Below are 14715 nucleotides of genomic sequence, written 5' to 3'. Positions count from 1 at the left end.
AGGCGGTCCGCGGGGCGGGGCGCGGGGCGGGTCACGTCCCGGCCGTGGACGTTACGATGAGCAGCTGATCATCTGAACGGGGGTCAGTCGGCGCGGTCCGCCCCGCGCCGGCCGGACCCCTGTGACACGGTGCTGGCACACGAGCGGGAAGGCGCGGGAATGGGTGACCTCTTTCTCGTCCGGCACGGTGAGACCGAGTGGTCGCGGTCCGGACGGCACACCGGCTGGACCGACGTGCCGCTGACCGAACACGGCCGGGAGGAGGCACGCCGGCTGGTGCCGCTGATCCGCTCGCACCGCATCGGCGCCGCCTTCGTCAGTCCCCTGCAACGGGCCCGGGAGACCGCCGAGCTGATCGGTATCCCCGACGCCCGGGTCGACACCGACCTGCGCGAATGGGACTACGGCGGCTACGAGGGCGTCACCACGCCGGAGATCCAGCGCACCCGCCCCGGCTGGTTCCTGTTCACCGACGGCGTCGCCCCGGGGCCGCCCGGCCACCCCGGCGAGTCACCGGAACAGGTCGGCGAGCGTGCCGACCGCATGCTGGCCAAGGTCGACGCGGCCCTCGCCAACACGGAGGGCGTCGTGGTCCTCGTCGCCCACGGCCACTTCCTCCGCGTCCTCACCGCCCGCCGCCTCGGCCTCCCCGCCCACCACGGCGCCCTCTTCCAACTGGCCACGGGCACGCTGTGCCGCCTGGGCACGGAGCATGCGCGGCCGGTGGTCGCGGGGTGGAACATCCGGCCGAGTTGAGGGCGCGGGGCGGATCGCGTCGGCGGCACGACGGGCCCCGGTCCGGCGCTACGACGGTCGGCGCGGCACGACGGTCCACGCCCCGCCGCGCGACGGCCCGCGCCCGGCCTACGGCGCTCGACTCCCTGCCGCACGACGGCCCGCGCCCGCCGGTACGACCATGTGGACGGGCGGTACGACGCTGCGCGGCGGCCGGTGCGGCGGCCCCGCGCCGCGGCCGCCCCGCCACCCACCGCCCGCGTCCCCTTTCCCCGCGTCGGGCCCTCTGTCAGACCCCGCCCGTACTCTTCCCCTCAAGCCGTCCGCCCGGCGCCCGTACCGCCGCCGCACCGCCCCGGAGGGGAGCGCACCGTGAGCCGAGAACCGACCGCCGCCCAGCGGCGGGTGATCGACGCGGCCGATCCGGTCACCGGCCGGTTGCGCGGCACGGAGGCGCAGCTCACCGCGCTGGTGCGCAGGGGCCTCGCGTTCCGGCACCCGCGCCCGCCGCACGACCACTTCCTGACCCCGGCGGGCCGGCGCGTACGGGAGGCGCCCCCTGGGACACCGGAACAGCCTGCGCCCCCCACGGGGGTGTTCGCGGCGCGCGTCGGCGGAGCCGACGAGGAGGCCCCGCCCTCGGCCGCCGCACGCCTGCGCGAGGTCCTCAGTGCCTGGCAGGGCCTGCTGGAGCTGCGCCGGATGACCAACCCCGACGGCGCGGCGGACCGCCCGTGCGCCTGGGAGCGCGGCCATCTGGTGCGGGCCGCCGCCCTCGCCCTGGAGGCGGCCGGGCACCGCCCGAAGACGGCGGACGCGGACGGCTACCGGGTCCGCGCGACCCCGCAGCCTGAGGCCGTCGCCGTGTACGCGCCGGACGCGGCGGCCCTGTCCGCCTGCGCGGCCACGCTGGAGCGGGCCGGCTGGCAGGCGGGCGAGTACACCGAGCCACGGACCCGGGCCCGCTATCTGCTGGCCTCCCCCCGCCGCACCTGACCCGCGACCGCCCCGCCGACCGCGCGTGGAAGGATCACCGGCAGGCGGCGCAGCCGTACCGGAACAAGAGGGGAATGCCGTGAGCGAACCGTTTTCCGTCCGCGTCACCGTCCGCGGTTACGAGACCGATGTGCAGGGCCACCTGAACCAGGCCGTGTACCTCAACTACGCCGAGCACGCCCGCTGGGCCCTCCTCCAGGCCGCCGGCGTGAGCCAGACCGGCCTGGTGCGCACCGGCGTCGGCCCGGTGGTCCTGGAGACGACCATCCGCTACCTGCGCGAACTGCTCGCGGGCGACGAGGTGGACGTGACCTGCGCCTTCGAGTGGTCCGGCGGCAGGACCTTCAAGGTCCGCCAGGAGATCCGCAAGGCCGACGGCACCCTGGCCGCGCGACTCACCGGTGTCGGCGGCCTGTTGGACCTCAAGGAACGCAAGCTGGTCGCCGACCCGGGCCGGGTCTTCGAGGAACTCTCCACCGACCCGGCCCTGTTCGGCCTGTGAGGAACGGGCGCGGTACGTCTGCCGGCCAGGACGCGTCCGGCCGGTCGAGGCCGTCCTCCGGGCCCGCGGACCCCGCTCACGCGTCGCGCGGAACCCGGGGGAGCAGGCGGACGGGGCGGGCGTAGGCGCCGTCGTGGCGGACGAGCGCGGGAGTGCGGCGGCGCACGCCGCCCGCCCGGACCTCGCCGACGACCAGGAGGTGGTCTCCGGCCGGGTGCCGCGCGGCGACGCGGGCGCCGAGCCAGGCCGGGGCGTCGCACAGGACGGGCAGCCCGTCGTGCAGTTCGAGGCGCGCTCCGGCGAACCGGTCGCCGCCGCTGCGGGCGAACCGGTCCGCCAGGTCGGTGTCGGTGATGCCCAGCAGGTGGACGGCGAACCGGTCCGCCCGTGCGACGGCGTCCGCGGCGGAGGAGGCGCGCGCCACGCAGAAGGAGACGAGGGCGGGGCTGAGGGAGACCGAGGTGAAGGAGGTGGCCGTGAAGCCGGCCGGCCCCGGCACCGTGATGACGGTGACCCCGGCGGCGTGCCTGCGCAGCGTGCGGCGCAGCAAGGCGGCACGGCCCGGCTCTCCGGTCGGTCGGGACGGTACGCCGGTCGGGGGCATGGGAACTTCCTTCGCTGGACGGGGTGTCGAGAACGGGCCCCCGCGCGGGGGCGCCGGCCCCTCGGGTGCCGGCCGCCGCTTCGCGGCCGGCACCCCGCCCGCGCCGTGCTCCCGTCACCGGGGGCGGCGGCGCGGGGGTCAGGGCTGGTCCGCGGCCTGGGCGACGGACGGCGGGAGCCGGGTGAGCATCTCCCGCAACTGCCGCGTCTCGTGCGGCGGCAGGGGCAGCAGCGGCGGCCGTGGCGGCCCGGCCGGGCGGTTCCGGATCTCCAGACCCGCCTTGATGGCGCGGGGAAGGCCGTGGTGGACGATGAACCGCAAGAGCGGCAGCAGCTCGCTCAGGAGCCGGTCCGCGCGGTCGTCCTGGCCCCGGGTGACCGCGCCGTAGAGCTCCAGCACCCACTGCGGCACGAGGCAGGGAGCGGCCGTGCACCAGCCCGCCGCCCCGGCGCGGAAGGCGTCCAGGGCGACCGGGTTGTTGCCGTTGTAGACCGACAGCTCCCCGTCGGACAGTTCACGCAGGGCGTGGAAGCGTGACACCTCGCCCGAACTCTCCTTGACCATGGTGAGGTTGGGGATCTTCCGGGCGAGCGCGACCACCGTCTCCGGGCGCAGGTCCACGCCGCTGGTGCCGGGGTTGTTGTAGAGCATCATCGGCAGGTCGGCGGCACGGGCCACCGTGCTGTAGTGCTCGACGAGTTCGGCCTCGGTCAGCTTCCAGTACACCAGGGGCAGCACCATGATCGCGGTGGCGCCGTGGCGGGCGGCCACGCGGGCGCGGCGGACCGTGCCCTCGGTGCTCCAGTGCGAGACACCGACGAGGGTCGGCACCCGCCCCGCCACCGTGTCCAGGGTGGTCTCGCAGACCGCGTCCCATTCCCTCTCGGTCAGGTAGGCACTCTCTCCGGTGCTGCCGAGGGGGGCGACGGCGTGACTGCCGGAGTCGACGAGGTCGCTGGTCAGAGTCCGCAGCGCGGACAGATCGACCTCGCCGGTGACGGCGTCGAACGGGGTGACCGGGTAGGAGATGATCCCCTTGAGCGGCGGTGTCGTCATCACAGGTCCACCTGTCCCGTCAGGCAGTCGGGGTGATTGCGCAGGGCCTTGCGCGCGTAGTACGCGAAGTTCGCCCGGCTGCGCCGGTCGGTGGAGGTCCAGTCGTGGGCCTCACGGGCCAGGGCCGGGTCCAGGGGCCGGATGGTCCCCGCCGCCATCGCCAGCAACTGGAGGCGGGCCGCTCGCTCGATCAGCAGCGCCAGGGTGCACGCCTCCTCGATCGTGCGGCCCGTCACCAGCTGGCCGTGGTGGGCCAGCAGGATGGCCCGCTTGTCACCGAGCGCGGCCGAGATGATCTCGCCCTCCTCGTTGCCCACCGGGACACCCGGCCACTCCTTCAGGAAGGCGCAGTCGTCGTACAGCGGTGTCGTGTCCATCTGGGAGACCACCAGCGGCACTTCCAGCATGGCGAGCGCGGCCGTGTGCAGCGGGTGTGTGTGGATGATGCAGTTGACGTCCTCACGCGCCCGGTAGATCCAGGAGTGGAAGCGGTTGGCGGGGTTGGGCATCCCCTCCCCCTCCAGGACGTCCAGGTCCTCGTTCACCAGCAGGAGGTTGTCCTCGGTGATCTCGTCGAATCCCAGCCCCAGACGCTGGGTGTAGTAGGTGCCCGGCTCCCGCCCGCGGGAGCTGATCTGCCCGGCGAGCCCCGAGTCGTGGCCGCCGTCGAAGGCGATCCGGCAGGTGAGCGCCAGCTTCTGGCGCGTGGTCAGTTCCAGGTCCCCGAAGTGCCTGTCCATCTGCCGCGCGGCGCGGTCGACGAGGACGTCCTTCGGGTCCTGCAGCGTTTTCGCCATGGTGTCTGCTCCAGTTCCGGCCCGGCCCCGGTGGCCAGGCGTACGCCCGGAGCCGCAGCCCCGAGGAAACTGTGTTCACTATAGGACACAAAGTTTCCTGCACCAAGGGCGCGGCTTCGGCGGAGCGTGATCCCCGCCGGGGCCCGCAGGCCCGCGGCGTAGCATCGTTCGCCATAGGACACGTGGTGTCATCGGGGGCGGGTGGCACACGCCGCACCGGGCTCCCCCGCCGGTCGAGGGCATGAGAGAGGAAGACGCCAGTGATCAATCGGGTACGCCGGCTGCGCAAGGAACGGCTGATGACCCTGGAGGTGCTGGCCGAGCGATCCGGCGTCACCAAGAGCTACCTGTCGAAGGTCGAACGCGGACAGAGCGTTCCCTCCATCGCCGTGTGCGCCTCGCTCGCCAAGGCCCTCGACGTGCCCTTGGACAGCCTCTTCGCCGAGGCCGACGAGCTCGGCGAGGTCACCGTGACCCGGGCCGCGGAACGCCAGGCCCTGACCTCCCCGGACGAGCCCGGCACCCGCTACGAGGGCATGGCGCTCGACGCCGGCACCAAGGGCATGACCCCGTTCATGCTCTACCCGCCGCTCGACGACAACCCCGTCCCGTTCCGCGATCACCCCGGCGAGGAGTTCGTCTTCGTCCACCAGGGACAGGCCGAGCTGATCCTCCCTTCGCGCACGATCACGCTCGACCCCGGCGACTGCGCCTACTTCAAGGCCACCACACCCCACAAGCTCCGCTCCCTGGGAACCCGGCGCGCCACCGTCCTCCTCCTGGTCTCCAGCGACTACGACACCCCGGACGACGCCCGCACCCCGCACCCCCGCCTGCCCTGAGACCGCACGGGCGACCGAGGCGCGGCAGGCCGCGCACCCGATCGCCCGGACATGCCCTCATAGGAGCTGGGCCTGGGCAGGAGGAGCCAGGACGCCGGCGCGGACCAGGCGGTTCGCGTCCGTATGAGGCCGCCGTCCCATCAGCCCAGGCCCGGGACCAGGGTGCGCCCCCGCTCAGGCCCCCCGCCGCCGCAGCGGCAGCCAAGCAGGCCCCGACCTCCGTCGTCCCGGCTCTTCCGTGGCGCGGAGTTCGAGGAGGGCGGGAAAGCGCTTTCGCAGTTCCGATTCCAGGCGGGAGTGCAGGGTGAAGTCCGCGGCCGGGCAGTGGGTGCAGGTGCCCGACAGACGCACCTCGGCCCTGCGGTCGTGGGCGGAGACGATCGTGGCCTCGCCTCCGTGGGAGCGGATGTAGTCGCCGGCCGGGCCGTTCAGGACGTCCTGGAGGGCGGCGTGGAGGAGGTCGTCCTCGGTCAGGACGGTGGCCGGCCGCCACTGGTGAGGGTGGCCCAGCGCCGTGCCGAGCGCGTCACGGATGCGGGGGCCGGCGGTGGTCCAGGTGTGGTCGGGGGCGAGGCGGATCAGGACGGCCTGGGGCTCCACCTCGATGGCGGCGATGGGGCCGGAGTGGAGCATGGTGCCGAGGGCGGACGGGGCGCCGGTGATCGGGCCGACGAGAGGGAGGGTGCCGGCGGGGATGACCCAGCGGACCGTCTGGGGGTCGGTCGTGGGCTCGGGGTGCATGGGGACGGCGGTCATGTCAGGGCGCCCACGACGGTGTGGGTCACGAAGGCCATCGTCCAGGCCAGGACGAACATGTAGCCGAAGGCGACCGCCGGCCACTTCCAGGAGCCGGTCTCACGGCGCATGACGCCGATGGTCGACATGCACTGCAGCGCGTAGAGGAAGAAGACCAGCAGCGCGGCCGTCGTGGCCGGGGTGAACAGCCTCTGTCCCTGGTGGGGGCCGTCCGTGTAGGTCATGTGGGTCAGGGCCTCGGTCGGCTGGTCGGGGTTCTGGGCCGCGGCGACCTGGCCGAGGGTGGCGACGAAGACCTCACGGGCGGACAGCGAACCCAGGACGCCGACGTTGATGCGCCAGTCGAAGCCGAGGGGTTCGAAGACGGGTTCGATGGCGTGGCCGATGTCCGCGGCGTAGCTGTGGTCGACCTCGTAGGCCGAGACCGCGGTCCGGTCGGCCGGGTCGACGCCGGCGGAGCGCAGCTGCGCGTCGCTGTGCATGGGCAGGCTGAGGAGGAGCCACAGGCCGACGGTGACGACGAGGATGATGCGGCCGACCTTGGCGAGGAAGCCCTTGCACGCGCTCCAGATGGCGTCGGCCACCGAGCGCGGCCGCGGCAGGCGGTAGGACGGCATCTCCATGTAGAACGGCAGCACCGGGCCGCCCCGGCTGCTGAACCGTTTGAAGACCCAGGCCGTGGCCATGGCCGAGAGCGCGCCGACCAGGTACAGGGCGAACATGACGACGCCCTGGGCGCCGAACGGGCCGACCCTGGCGCCGGGGCTCACCAGCAGGCCGGTGAGCAGGACGTAGACCGTCAGCCGCGCCGAGCAGGTCATCAGCGGCGCGCCCATCATGGTCGCGAACCGGTCCTTGGCGGACGGGAGGGAGCGGGTGGCCATGATGCCCGGGATGGCGCAGGCGAGGGAGGAGAGCAGGGCGACGAACGCCCGGCCCTCCAGTCCGGCCCTGGCCATGAGCCGGTCCATCAGGAAGGCCGCACGGGAGAGATAGCCGCTGCCTTCGAGCAGCGAGATCATGAGGAACAGCAGGGCGATCTGCGGCAGGAAGACCACTACGCTGCCCAGGCCCCCGATCAGGGCGTTGCCGAGGAAGCCGGCGAGCAGGGGGTTCGAGACGTACTCGGTGACCAGGGTGCCGAGCCGGTCGAAGACGCTCTGCACCGCGTCCTGGAGCGGTGTCGCCACGGTGAAGATGATTTGGAAGAACGCGAACATGGTCGCGAAGAAGATCAGCGTGCCCCACAGCGGGTGCAGCAGTACGGCGTCGATGCGCCGGGTGCGCTGGTCGACCTCCGGCACCTCGTAGCCGGCGCTCCGCAGCAGCGACTCCACCCAGGCCCGGCGCTGCGCCGGCTCGGTGGGCGGCGGGAGGACCGGTCGTTCCCAGGAGGCCGAGTCGGGCAGGGTGGCTTGCAGCTCGGCGAGGTCGTTGCGCGAACCGCTCGTCACCGCGACGACCGGCACGCCGAGAGCGCGACGGAGGGCGGCGACGTCGAGGCTGCCGCCGCGGCGGGCCAGCTCGTCGCGGAAGGTGAGCACCACGCAGATCGGCAGGCCGGTCTGCATGACCTGGGCGAGCAGACCGAGGGAGCGGCGCAGCGTGGTCGCGTCCAGGGTGACGAGGATGCCGTCGGGTGTCCCGAGGTCCGCGTTGTCCGGGTCGAGGACGTCGGCGACGACCTGCTCGTCCGGGCTGATCGGGTCGAGGCTGTAGGTGCCGGGCAGGTCCTCGATGACCACCTCCTGCTTGCCGACGCGCGCCGTTCCCTCGTAGCGCGCGACGGTGACGCCGGGGTAGTTGCCGGTCTTGGTACGCAGGCCGGTCAGGGCGTTGAACAGGGTGCTCTTGCCCGAGTTCGGGCTGCCGACCAGGGCCAGCCGGGTACCGCCGGTGAGCGTCCCGGTCGTCGCGCCGGTCGGGCCGCAGTGCGCGCTCATGCGGTGCGCCGTACCCGGATGGCCGCGGCCTGTTCCCTGCGCAGGGCGATCTCGTACTCCACGACCTGGAAGACGACGGGTTCGCCGAGCGGCGCCCGGCGCAGCACGGTGACCTCGGTGCCGGGGGCGAACCCCAGGTCGAACAGGCGTCGTGCGGTGCTCGGCTCGACGGACTCGTCGATGTCGGTGATCTCGCCGCTCATTCCGGGGCGCAGGTCCGAAAGCCGTGTGTCCGGTCCGGAGTCCACCGGCACGGACGGACCGCTCTTGCGGCGCGCACCCAACTGCACTGAGACCATCGACACCCTCGCACCAGGATCAACACATCAACTTAGGGAAGGCTAACCTTTTACCTCGGTAACGACAATATCGGCTCCGCCCCGGCAGGAGCCGTGGGGGGTCGCATTGAGGCGCGGGCGTGTCGTACGACCCTCCGGGCGCCTCGGTCCTCGGACCCCTCGGCCATCCAGTCCCCTTGGGTCGTCTCCTCTACCTCCCCGCCCCGGGGACCGGGGACCCGTGAGGGTCGTGAACGGGGACCGTTCCGGGGCGCGCACGCTCGCGCGCGCCCCGGAGCCGCCGGCCGTGGACCCCGCTCGGGTCCACGGCCGGCGGCCGGGAGGGACGGCTCCCGGCCGGAGTCGGGGTGGGCTCAGCCCTGGGCGGCGATCCGCGCCAGACGGCGGGCCTCGTCACGGGTGGCACGGGCGACGGCGTCCTCGTCGACGGTCAGCAGGCGGCCGTCCGCCACGATCTGACGGCCGTTCACGAAGGACGCGGTGACCGGGGCGGCCGCGCCGAGGACCAGGGCGGTCACCGGGTCGGCGATGGAGGCGTGGGCCAGCGTGTCCATCTTCCAGAGCACCACGTCGGCGAGCTTCCCGGCCTCCAGCGATCCGGTCTCGGCGGCGCGGCCGAGCACCCGGGCGCCGCCGTGGGTGCCGAGCCGCAGGGCCTGCCGGGCGTTCAGCGCGGCCTCCTTGTGGGGGCCGAGCCGGTTGATGAGCAGGGCGTTGCGCAGCTCGGTGTGGAGTTCGCCGGACTCGTTGGAGGCGGTGCCGTCGACGCCGAGGCCGACCGGGATGCCCGCGGCGAGCATGTCCGGGACCCGTGCGATGCCCGCGGCGAGGCGGGCGTTGGACGAGGGGCAGTGGGCGACCCCGGTGCCGGTGCGAGCGAAGGCGGCGATGTCGGAGTCGTTCATGTGGACGCAGTGCGCCATCCACACGTCCTCGCCGAGCCAGCCCGTGGACTCGAAGTAGTCGGTCGGGCCCATGCCGAACAGCTCGTGGCAGAACCGCTCCTCCTCCACGGTCTCCGAGCCGTGCGTGTGCAGCCGCACGCCGAGGCGGCGGGCCAGCCGGGCGGCGTCCCGCATGAGTTCGGTGGAGACGGAGAAGGGGGAGCACGGGGCCACGGCGACCTGGGTCATGGCGTCGAAGGAGGGGTCGTGGTGCTCCTTGACGGTCGCCTCCGTCGCGGCGAGCGCGCCCTCCAGGCTCTCGACGGCGAAGTCCGGGGGCAGTCCGCCGTCCTTCTCGCCGCGGTCCATGGAGCCGCGGGCGAGCGTGAAGCGGACGCCGGTCTCGCGGGCGGCGCGGATGATCGCGCCGGACAGGTCGCCGGTGCCGCGCGGGTAGACGTAGTGGTGGTCCATCGCGGTGGTGACGCCGCCGCGGGCCATCATCGCGAGCGAGCCACGGGCCGCCGCGTAGGCCATGGGCTCGTCGATGCGCGCCCAGATCGGGTACAGGGCGACCAGCCAGTCGAACAGGTTGTGGTCGGTGGCCAGGCCCCGGGTGATCCACTGGTAGAAGTGGTGGTGGGTGTTGACCAGGCCGGGGGTCGCGAGGTGTCCGGTGGCGTCGATACGGCGGACCACGTCCGTCAGGCCCTCGGGGGCCGCCCCCGCGCCGAGCGCCTCGATGCGGTTGCCGGCGAGGACCAGGTACCCGGAGGCGTACTCGGTGTCGTCGGCGTCGACGGTCGCGATCGAACAGTTCTCGATGACGATGCGCTGGGCTGCTGCCATGTTTCGTCCTTTTCGCTCAGCGGACTTCTGCGGGGAGGGCACGGCAGGACCCCGGGAGATTCGAGCGTCGCGGCCGGGGGTGGGGGCGCGCCCGGCCGCGGGTGCCGAGAAGGGGGCGGATCAGAGGTTGGTGAGGTCCACCGGGATCCGCGGTTCGCAGCCGTCCCGCAGGACGGTCGCCTCGATCAGGCCGTAGGGCCGGTCGGCGGCGAAGTAGACCTCGTTGTCGTTCTTGAGCCCGAACGGCTCCAGGTCGACCAGGAAGTGGTGCTTGTTGGGCAGTGAGAAGCGGACCTCGTCGATCTCGCTGCGGTTGTCGATGATGCGCGCGCCCATCTGGTACATCGTCTGCTGCAAGGAGAGGGAGTAGGTCTCCGCGAAGGCCTGGAGCATGTGCTTCCTGACCTGCTCGTACGACTTCTCCCAGTGCGGCATCTGCTGCTCGTCGTCGGTCCAGTTGAACCGCCAGCGGCCGGAGACCGAGGTCGCCAGGATGCGGTCGCGGGCCTCCTGGAGGGTCGTGTACTTGTCCTTGACGTAGCCCCGGAACTCCGAGTTGGTCGAGTTCATGACCGTCAGGTCCTTGAGGCCGGAGACGACCTCCCAGGACGAGCCGTCGTAGGTGATCTGGGTCAGCCGGGTCTCCTGGCCCTTGCGGACGAAGGAGTGCTCGACCTCGTCGGCGCCGACGGACCCGGAGTCGGCGTCGGAGGTCGCGATCCGCTCCCAGGCGTACTCCTCGATCCGGATCCGGGCGCGCTGGATCGGCTCCTGGGAGGTGACGAAGTGGCGCGCGAGATGGATGCCGAACTGCTCGGCCGACTCGATGCCGTACTCCTTGGCGAACGCGAACACCGTGTTCTTCGTGGTGTCGGTCGGCAGCACATGGGCGTTGGAGCCGGAGTAGTGGACCTCCTCCATGTCGCCGCTGAGCGACACCGAGACGTTGAGGTCCTTGATGTGGTGGGTGGCGCCGTCCCGCGTGATCCTGACGACTCGGTTCTCGGCCTTGCCGTACTGGTTCTGACCCAGGATCACAGGGCGGGAAGGGCGGGAATTGGCGGTCATGTAGCTAGCTCCCTCGGTAAACGGAGTAGCCGAACGGGTTGAGCAGCAGCGGTACGTGGTAGTGCTCGCCCGGTACGACGGCGAAGGTGACCGCCACCTCCGGGAAGAACACGGCCGGTCCGCCGTCCCGATTCGCGGGGGCGTCCTGCTGCGCATCGGCTTGCCGGTTCGCTGATTGCTCTCGGAAATACGACTCCACGGCGAAGTCGAGCCGTACCTGAGTGGTACCCACCGGGAGCGCCGGCAGGTCCTTGCACCGGCCGTCGGCGTCGGTCGCGGAGCCGCCGAGCGCCCGCCAGTCCGCGTCCCGGCCCGGACGGGCGGAGAGGCGGACGGCGACGCCCTCGGCGGGGCGGCCGACGGAGGTGTCCAGGATGTGCGTGGACACGGAGGCGGTGGTGCTGGTGCTCATGGGTCGGGCATCCTCTTCGACGAGTCGGGCCAGTCGGATGCGGTTGATCTTCCCCAGTTCGGTGCGGACGATCTCCCGCTCGCGCTCCGGCGCGTTCCCGATCCGCTCCTTGACCGCGTCCCGCATCCGCTCCCCGGTCAGACCGGTGGCGCAGACGAGGAAGACATGGCCGAACCGCTCCTGGTAGGCAAGGTTGAGTTCGAGCATCTCGGCCCTGAGTTCGTCCGAGGCGCCGGCCATGCCGCGCTGTTCGCGGGCCGAGGCCGGATCGCCCGGCCGGGGCCGCCCGATCGGCGGGTGCCCGGCCATCGCCTCCGCCAGATCGGCGGCGGTCAGCTCGGCCAGGGCGGCGTCGCTCGCGTCGTAGAGCTCCTCGGCGGTGGCGTAGGGGCGGGCGGCGATCAGCCGTCGTACCCACGTCGTGGAGGCGCACGCCTCGTGGAGAGCGGCGAAGGCCGCCCGCTCCTCCAGATCGTTGAACCGGGCCAGGCCCGGGGGCGTGAAAGTCGACGTCACGGGAGCCTCCGCGGCCGGATCCGGCCTTCGTGCTGAACGGGCTGCCGCTAGCTAACGCCCCCGGGAAACGCCGCGTCAACACTTTGTTGAAAATTCCGCGTTACAAGCGGGGACGCCCCTCAGGGGGCCTCAGACGCCCTTCTCCCGGTTGAGGTAGTTGTAGACGGTGAAGCGGCTGACGCCCAGCGCGCTCGCCACGGTCTCCACGCCGTGCCGCACCGCGAACGCGCCCCGCGCCTCCAGTGTCCGCACGACCTCCTGCTTGGTCCTGCGGTCCAGGTCGGACAGCGGCCGCCCTTCCCTGCGCTCCATCGCGGCGAGGATGTGATCGAGGGAATCGGCGAGCTGGGGCAGGCGTACGGCGACGACGTCGACGCCCTCCCAGGCGAGCACGACGTCCTCGGGGCCCGCCTCGTCGGGCGGCAGCATCGCGCCGCCCATCGCGTCGACCAGCGGTTTCACGGCCGCGATGAAGGGCTCCTCCCCGCTCATCTACCGTCCTCCCCGCTCTCGTCGCCCAGCACGTTGACCTGGAGCGAGATCCGGGTGGCCCCGGCCGCGAGACTCCTGCGCAGCAGCGCGTCCACCACGGTGAGCACGCGCTCGGCGCCGCCCTCGGCGGTGTTGCCGAACGGGCCGACGTCGACAGCGTCCAGGCTCGCCGTCTCGACGACCTCCCGTGCCGCCAGGGCGTGCGCGGGGGCCTCTTCCAGGTCGAAGGGTTCGGTCGTGAACTCCACTCTCAGTCGCACTGCGCCCCCAGACATCCTTCTGACCCGCGCTCTTGTCCCGAGCGCTCACCGAGAGGGCACATCAGGGCACACCGGGGCCACAGCGACCGGCTGCACCACAGTCGCGACGTACCGCAGGCCGATCGATTCCACGCGACGGAGCCGGTTCGCCCGCCACGAGGCGACCCTAACCGACCAGGACGACGGGATGCCGTGCGCACCCCTCCACAGTCGCCCTGGGACGCCGCCCATCGCCGCGATCAACCCGCCGGGCGAACCCGAGCAGATGTGTGGGCCTCCGCCGCCTCCTGGAAGTCGGCGACGTCGCCGCCGTACTCCCTTGCCCAGTCCGTCAGGACCTCGATGGGCTCGATGAGGGTCCGGCCGAGGTCGGTGAGGCTGTACTCGACCCGCCTCGGCCCCTCGGCACGGCGGTTGACCAGTCCGTACTGCTGGAGCCGGCGCAACGTCTGGGTGAGGACCTTGCGCGAGACGCCGCCGATGAGGTCGACGAGTTCACCATGCCTGCGGGGCTTCTGGCTGAGTCCGAAGAGCGCGAGCACGGCCCATTTGTCGGAGATGATCTCGACCGCCAGACGCGTGGGGCAGTCGGCGAGGGAGGTCGCTCCGTCCACGTTCTGCATGAAGGTCGAAGGTACCAGGAGGTACCCCACGGCTCCGTACCGTCGTCGTCGAACCACCAACCAGCACCGAGTGCGGAGGAGTCACCATGCCACGAGTCGTCGTGTTCGACGAGTTCGGCGGGCCGGAGGTCATGCGCGTCGTCGAGGAGCCCGTCGTCGAGCCCGCGCCCGGCGAGGTCCGGGTCAGGATGGAGGCGTTCGCCGTCAACCCGCTCGACCAGATGATGCGTTCCGGCACCTCGCCCGCACCCGTCCCCCTGCCGCACGCTCGCCTCGGTGTCGAAGGAACCGGCGTCCTCGACGCGCTGGGTCCCGAGACCACCGGGCTGAAGATCGGCGATCCGGTCGTCCTCACGGCCGTTCCGGACGCGAGCTCCCGGGGCAGCTACGCCGAATACACCACGGTCCCCGCGAGCCGGGTCATCGCCCGGCCGGCCGGGCTCGGGATCACGGAGGCGGCGGCGGTCTGGGTCGCCTACTCCACCGCCTACGGCGCGCTCGTCGAGAAGGCGAGGATGCGGCCCGGCGACCACGTCCTCATCACCGCCGCGTCCAGCGGCGTCGGCCGGGCGGCGATGCAGATCGCCCGCCAGATCGGTGCGGTGCCCCTCGCCGTCACCCGGCACGCCGCGAGGAAGGACGAGTTGCTCGCCGCCGGCGCCGCCGCGGTCGTCGCCACCGACGACGCGGACGTGGTCGAGGCCGTCGGCCACCACACCGGCGGGACCGGCGCGGACATCGTCCTCGACCTTGTCATGGGCCCCGGCCAGCAGGATCTCCTGAAGGCGGCCCGCCCCGGCGGGACCCTGGTCGCCGCGGGCTTCCTGGACCCTCGGCCCACCCCTTTCCCGGCAGGCCCGCCGCTCACGGTCTTCGGCTACCGGAGCTTCGAGCACACCCTCGACGCCGTCGTGGTGAAGCGTATGGCGGCCTTCCTGAACGCGGGCGTGCGCCTCGGCGCACTGCGGCCCGCCGTCGACGACGAGGTGTTCTCCCTCGACGACGTCGTCGAGGCGCACCGCCACTTCGAGAAGGGGCTGCACGCCGGGAAGAAGATCGTCGTGACGGTCTCCTGAGGCCG

The 14715-nt window shown here is 72.4% G+C and carries 17 protein-coding genes; 5 read left to right on the top strand and 12 right to left on the bottom strand.

Annotated elements, in window-relative coordinates:
• The first annotated feature begins 159 nt into the window (after nucleotides 1-159).
• The 3 genes from ACWDD7_RS03940 (at nucleotide 160) to ACWDD7_RS03930 (ending at nucleotide 2233) form a co-directional block, all read left to right on the top strand.
• Entirely contained in the window at nucleotides 160-756 is a 597-nt protein-coding gene (locus ACWDD7_RS03940) for a histidine phosphatase family protein (RefSeq protein WP_392213851.1), read from the top strand.
• Nucleotides 757-1107: 351 nt separating this feature from the next.
• On the top strand, nucleotides 1108-1731 hold the full coding sequence (locus ACWDD7_RS03935) for a hypothetical protein (RefSeq protein WP_450456173.1): 624 nt from the start codon (nucleotides 1108-1110) through the stop codon (nucleotides 1729-1731).
• A 79-nt stretch (nucleotides 1732-1810) separates the two neighbouring features.
• Nucleotides 1811-2233, top strand: coding sequence for an acyl-CoA thioesterase (locus ACWDD7_RS03930; protein WP_392213853.1), 423 nt, complete (start codon nucleotides 1811-1813; stop codon nucleotides 2231-2233).
• Between the two features lie 76 nt (nucleotides 2234-2309).
• On the opposite strand, the gene ACWDD7_RS03925 is transcribed toward ACWDD7_RS03930, so the two are convergent.
• The 3 genes from ACWDD7_RS03925 to ACWDD7_RS03915 all read right to left on the bottom strand — a co-directional run bounded on the left by ACWDD7_RS03925 (nucleotide 2310) and on the right by ACWDD7_RS03915 (nucleotide 4690).
• Nucleotides 2310-2837 (bottom strand): flavin reductase family protein, encoded by a 528-nt coding sequence (locus ACWDD7_RS03925; RefSeq protein ID WP_450456170.1) that lies wholly within the window; start codon nucleotides 2835-2837, stop codon nucleotides 2310-2312.
• A 138-nt stretch (nucleotides 2838-2975) separates the two neighbouring features.
• The gene (locus ACWDD7_RS03920) at nucleotides 2976-3893 is read right to left on the bottom strand and encodes a dihydrodipicolinate synthase family protein (RefSeq protein ID WP_450456168.1); all 918 of its coding nucleotides are present in this window, start codon (nucleotides 3891-3893) and stop codon (nucleotides 2976-2978) included.
• Complete coding sequence (locus ACWDD7_RS03915) at nucleotides 3893-4690, bottom strand: aldolase (protein ID WP_351875971.1); 798 nt, start codon at nucleotides 4688-4690, stop codon at nucleotides 3893-3895. Before ACWDD7_RS03915 ends, ACWDD7_RS03920 begins: the two co-directional genes overlap by 1 nt.
• Before the next feature lie 260 nt (nucleotides 4691-4950).
• Here ACWDD7_RS03915 and ACWDD7_RS03910 point away from each other — a divergent pair, with 260 nt between their 5' ends.
• On the top strand, nucleotides 4951-5532 hold the full coding sequence (locus tag ACWDD7_RS03910) for a helix-turn-helix domain-containing protein (protein WP_450456166.1): 582 nt from the start codon (nucleotides 4951-4953) through the stop codon (nucleotides 5530-5532).
• A gap of 174 nt (nucleotides 5533-5706) precedes the next feature.
• Here the strand turns inward: ACWDD7_RS03910 and ACWDD7_RS03905 are convergent, their stop codons facing one another.
• From ACWDD7_RS03905 to ACWDD7_RS03865, 9 genes are all read right to left on the bottom strand, one after another.
• A complete protein-coding gene (locus ACWDD7_RS03905) occupies nucleotides 5707-6288 on the bottom strand; it encodes a NifU family protein (protein WP_450456164.1) in 582 nt (193 codons plus the stop codon).
• Nucleotides 6285-8231: a ferrous iron transporter B gene (gene feoB / locus ACWDD7_RS03900; RefSeq protein ID WP_450456162.1), complete on the bottom strand. Its 1947-nt coding sequence runs from the start codon at nucleotides 8229-8231 to the stop codon at nucleotides 6285-6287. The genes ACWDD7_RS03905 and feoB overlap by 4 nt, the downstream gene beginning before the upstream one ends.
• A complete protein-coding gene (locus ACWDD7_RS03895; protein WP_392213914.1) occupies nucleotides 8228-8530 on the bottom strand; it encodes a FeoA family protein in 303 nt (100 codons plus the stop codon). Before ACWDD7_RS03895 ends, feoB begins: the two co-directional genes overlap by 4 nt.
• Before the next feature lie 353 nt (nucleotides 8531-8883).
• A complete protein-coding gene (locus ACWDD7_RS03890) occupies nucleotides 8884-10263 on the bottom strand; it encodes an 8-oxoguanine deaminase (RefSeq protein WP_351875982.1) in 1380 nt (459 codons plus the stop codon).
• A gap of 120 nt (nucleotides 10264-10383) precedes the next feature.
• Complete coding sequence (gene pucL / locus ACWDD7_RS03885; protein ID WP_450456160.1) at nucleotides 10384-11331, bottom strand: factor-independent urate hydroxylase; 948 nt, start codon at nucleotides 11329-11331, stop codon at nucleotides 10384-10386.
• A 4-nt stretch (nucleotides 11332-11335) separates the two neighbouring features.
• Nucleotides 11336-12259: a 2-oxo-4-hydroxy-4-carboxy-5-ureidoimidazoline decarboxylase gene (gene uraD / locus ACWDD7_RS03880; protein ID WP_450456158.1), complete on the bottom strand. Its 924-nt coding sequence runs from the start codon at nucleotides 12257-12259 to the stop codon at nucleotides 11336-11338.
• Between the two features lie 129 nt (nucleotides 12260-12388).
• On the bottom strand, nucleotides 12389-12751 hold the full coding sequence (locus tag ACWDD7_RS03875) for a helix-turn-helix domain-containing protein (protein WP_450456156.1): 363 nt from the start codon (nucleotides 12749-12751) through the stop codon (nucleotides 12389-12391).
• The gene (locus ACWDD7_RS03870; protein WP_450456154.1) at nucleotides 12748-13011 is read right to left on the bottom strand and encodes a hypothetical protein; all 264 of its coding nucleotides are present in this window, start codon (nucleotides 13009-13011) and stop codon (nucleotides 12748-12750) included. Before ACWDD7_RS03870 ends, ACWDD7_RS03875 begins: the two co-directional genes overlap by 4 nt.
• A 239-nt stretch (nucleotides 13012-13250) precedes the next feature.
• Nucleotides 13251-13634, bottom strand: coding sequence for a winged helix-turn-helix transcriptional regulator (locus ACWDD7_RS03865; RefSeq protein ID WP_450456152.1), 384 nt, complete (start codon nucleotides 13632-13634; stop codon nucleotides 13251-13253).
• Between the two features lie 86 nt (nucleotides 13635-13720).
• On the opposite strand from ACWDD7_RS03865, the gene ACWDD7_RS03860 reads away from it, so the two are divergent.
• Nucleotides 13721-14710 (top strand): zinc-dependent alcohol dehydrogenase family protein, encoded by a 990-nt coding sequence (locus ACWDD7_RS03860; RefSeq protein ID WP_351875998.1) that lies wholly within the window; start codon nucleotides 13721-13723, stop codon nucleotides 14708-14710.
• Nucleotides 14711-14715: the final 5 nt, after the last annotated feature.

This window comes from Streptomyces sp. NPDC001056 (assembly GCF_053598955.1).
This window is presented reverse-complemented; position numbering and strand designations above follow the sequence as displayed.